Here is a 2,686-nt window from a genome sequence, read left to right on the forward strand (position 1 = left end):
GCCGTGTACGGACCGGGCGGGCGTGCGTACGGGCTCGGGTCGGCGCGCGTACGGGGCCGGGTGGGCCCGCGCGCGGGCCCGACGCCGCGCGCGGGAGCGAAACCACTGAGAAACTGGGGGTGAGGGTGAGGGTGAGGTCGCCCACGACCTGATGGACGGTGGTGGTGAGCGTCGTGGCCGATCGGCACCGGGCGCAGGACGGGGCGGAGGCCGCGCGCTTCGATCCGCGCGGCGCCCCGTTCCTCGGCACCCGGTTCGTCCCGCCCGAGCGGCCCACCACGTTCCTGCGCCGGGCCCGGCTGGTGGCACGGCTGGACCGGGCGCCGGACACCCCGCTGACCCTCGTCGACGGACCGGCCGGCGCCGGCAAGACCCTGCTGGTCGCCGACTGGGCCGCCCACCTGGGACGACCGGTGGCCTGGCTCACCGCGGACTCCGCCGACCAGGCGCCCGGCGTCTTCTGGGCCTACCTGGTGCAGGCCCTGCGGGCCGGTGGCGTCCCGCTCCCGCCCGACGTCGGCTGCCCGGCGCACGCGAGCCGCGTGGACCGCGCCCTGCTGGCACGGCTGGCGGCCGGCCTGAGCGAACGCACGGTGCCCGCGATCCTCGTCCTCGACGAGTTCGACCACGTGCCCTCGCTGGAGATAGCCGAGCAGTTGGAGTTCGTGCTGCACCACGCGGGCCCGGGACTGCGCCTCGTCCTGGTCACCCGCAGTGAGCCGCTGCTCCCGCTGCACCGCTACCGGGTCGCCGGCAGCATCACCGAGATCCGCGGGGCCGAGCTGGCGTTCACCCCTGAGGAAGCGTCCGCCGTACTGGACACCCACGGACTGCGGCTGAGTGAGGACGCCGTGCGCGGACTGGTCCGGCGCACCGGGGGTTGGGCCGCCGGGCTGCGGCTGTGCGCCCTGGCGGCGCAGCAGAGCCCCGACCCCGAGCGCTATCTGAAGGAGTTCGAGGCGGGCCGCAGCACGGTGGCCGACTTCCTGCTGGCGGAGGTGCTGAAGCGGCAGCCGCCGGGGACCCAGGACCTCCTGCTGAGGATCAGCGTGGTGGAGCGGTTCCGCGCCGGACTCGCCGACGCGCTGACCGGTCGTACCGACGCCGAGACCGTGCTGGCCCGGCTGCGCCGGGAGAACGCCTTCGTGGAGCCCCTCGGGCACGACTGGTACCGGCTGCACCCGCTGTTCGCGGAGATCCTGCGCGCCCATCTGCGCGAGCGCCGGCCCGGTCTGGAGACCCGGCTGCACCGGCGGGCCGCGCGCTGGCTGAGCCGGTGGGGTTCGCTCGCCGAGACGCTCGCCCATGGCAGCGCGGCGGGGGACTGGGAGTTCACCTCCCGGGCCCTGGTCGACGACCTGGCCATCGGACAGCTCTTCAGCGGCCTGTACGCCGACGATCTCGCCGAGCTGTTCTCCCGGATGACCTCCGGGGCGGGCGGCCCGGCGGTCCGGCTGGTCCTCGCCGCCCGCGCCCTGGCCGGTCACGACCTCGACCGCGGACTGGCCCATCTGCGCCACGCCGAGCGGGACCTGGGCACGGTGCCGGCCGACACGCCGGACACGTCCGCCTCGGCGGACCCGGCGGCGTCAGGAGACCTGGCGGACGCGTCGGGCGCGGTGCTCACGCAGGTTGCGGCCGACACCGATGACGACTGGTCGGCGCTGGCCCCCGCACGGATGAGCGTGGCGCTGCTGGAGGCCCTGGTCGGGCGCCTGACCGGGTCCCCGGCCAGGGCCGAACGGGCCGCCGACGCCGCCCGCGAACTGCGCCGGGCGCTCCCCGCCGACCTGCTGGAACGGCACCCCGAACTGACCGCGCAGCTGTTGGTCCACCTCGGGGTGACCCGGCTGTGGGCCGGACGCTTCGCGGAGGCGCGGGCCGCGCTGTGCGAGGCGGCCGCCTGCGCGGGCGGGGTCGCCACGGCGTCGGCCCGGCAGGAGTCCCTCGCGCACCTGGCGCTGATCGACTACCTGGAGGGCCGGTTCGCCGGGGCGGAGAAGCGGGCCCAGGCCGCGACGCAGGAGGCGGACCGCTACGGTCTGCCGCCGTCGTCCCGTTCGGGGATCGGCCGACTGGTGCTGGCGGCCGTGGCCGTCGAACGCGACGAACTGGACGAGGCCCAGGCGCTGCTCGGTCAGGTGGCCGAAGCCCACGGCGGACCGCGGGACCCGGTGCTGGCCGCGTTCGGGGCGATCACCGGGGCGCGGCTGCGGCTGGCTCGCGGGCAGGCTCGTACGGTCGTGGAGGCCGGGGAGCCGGCCGTCACCGCCGCGGTCTCCTCCCCGTGGGCCGAGACCGAGGCGGCGCTGGTCGAGGCTGCGGCGCTGATCGCCGTGGGGCGCGCCGAGGAGGCCGCCAGGCTGCTGGAGCCCACCGCGGAGCACCGGCCGGCCTGCGCGGTGGCGGCCGCACGCGCCGAACTCGCCGCGGCCGCGGGGACCACGGCGAGCGCGGCGGCCACGGGAACCCCTGCGGCCGCGGGAACCCCTGCGACTGCCGCGGCCGCTGCGGCCGCAGCAGCCACCGGGACCGCGGGGGCCGCGGGGACCATCGGGTCCGGGACCGCGGGGACCGCCGGGGCCGCGGGAGTCGCAGGGACCGCTAGGGCCGCCGGGGCCACGGGAGTCGGTGGGGCCGCGGGAGTCGGTGGGGCTGCGGGGACCATCGGGACCGGGAGCGCGGG

General features: G+C 77.3%; 1 protein-coding gene. It reads left to right on the forward strand.

What is annotated here, in order from left to right; genetic code table 11:
* Positions 1-173 precede the first annotated feature (173 nt).
* The coding region (locus FNH09_RS46950; protein ID WP_156110867.1) for a winged helix-turn-helix domain-containing protein at positions 174-2,686 on the forward strand (2,513 nt) is incomplete at its 3' end.

It is taken from the genome of Streptomyces adustus, from assembly GCF_009377175.1.
GTDB classification, from domain to species: domain Bacteria; phylum Actinomycetota; class Actinomycetes; order Streptomycetales; family Streptomycetaceae; genus Streptomyces; species Streptomyces adustus.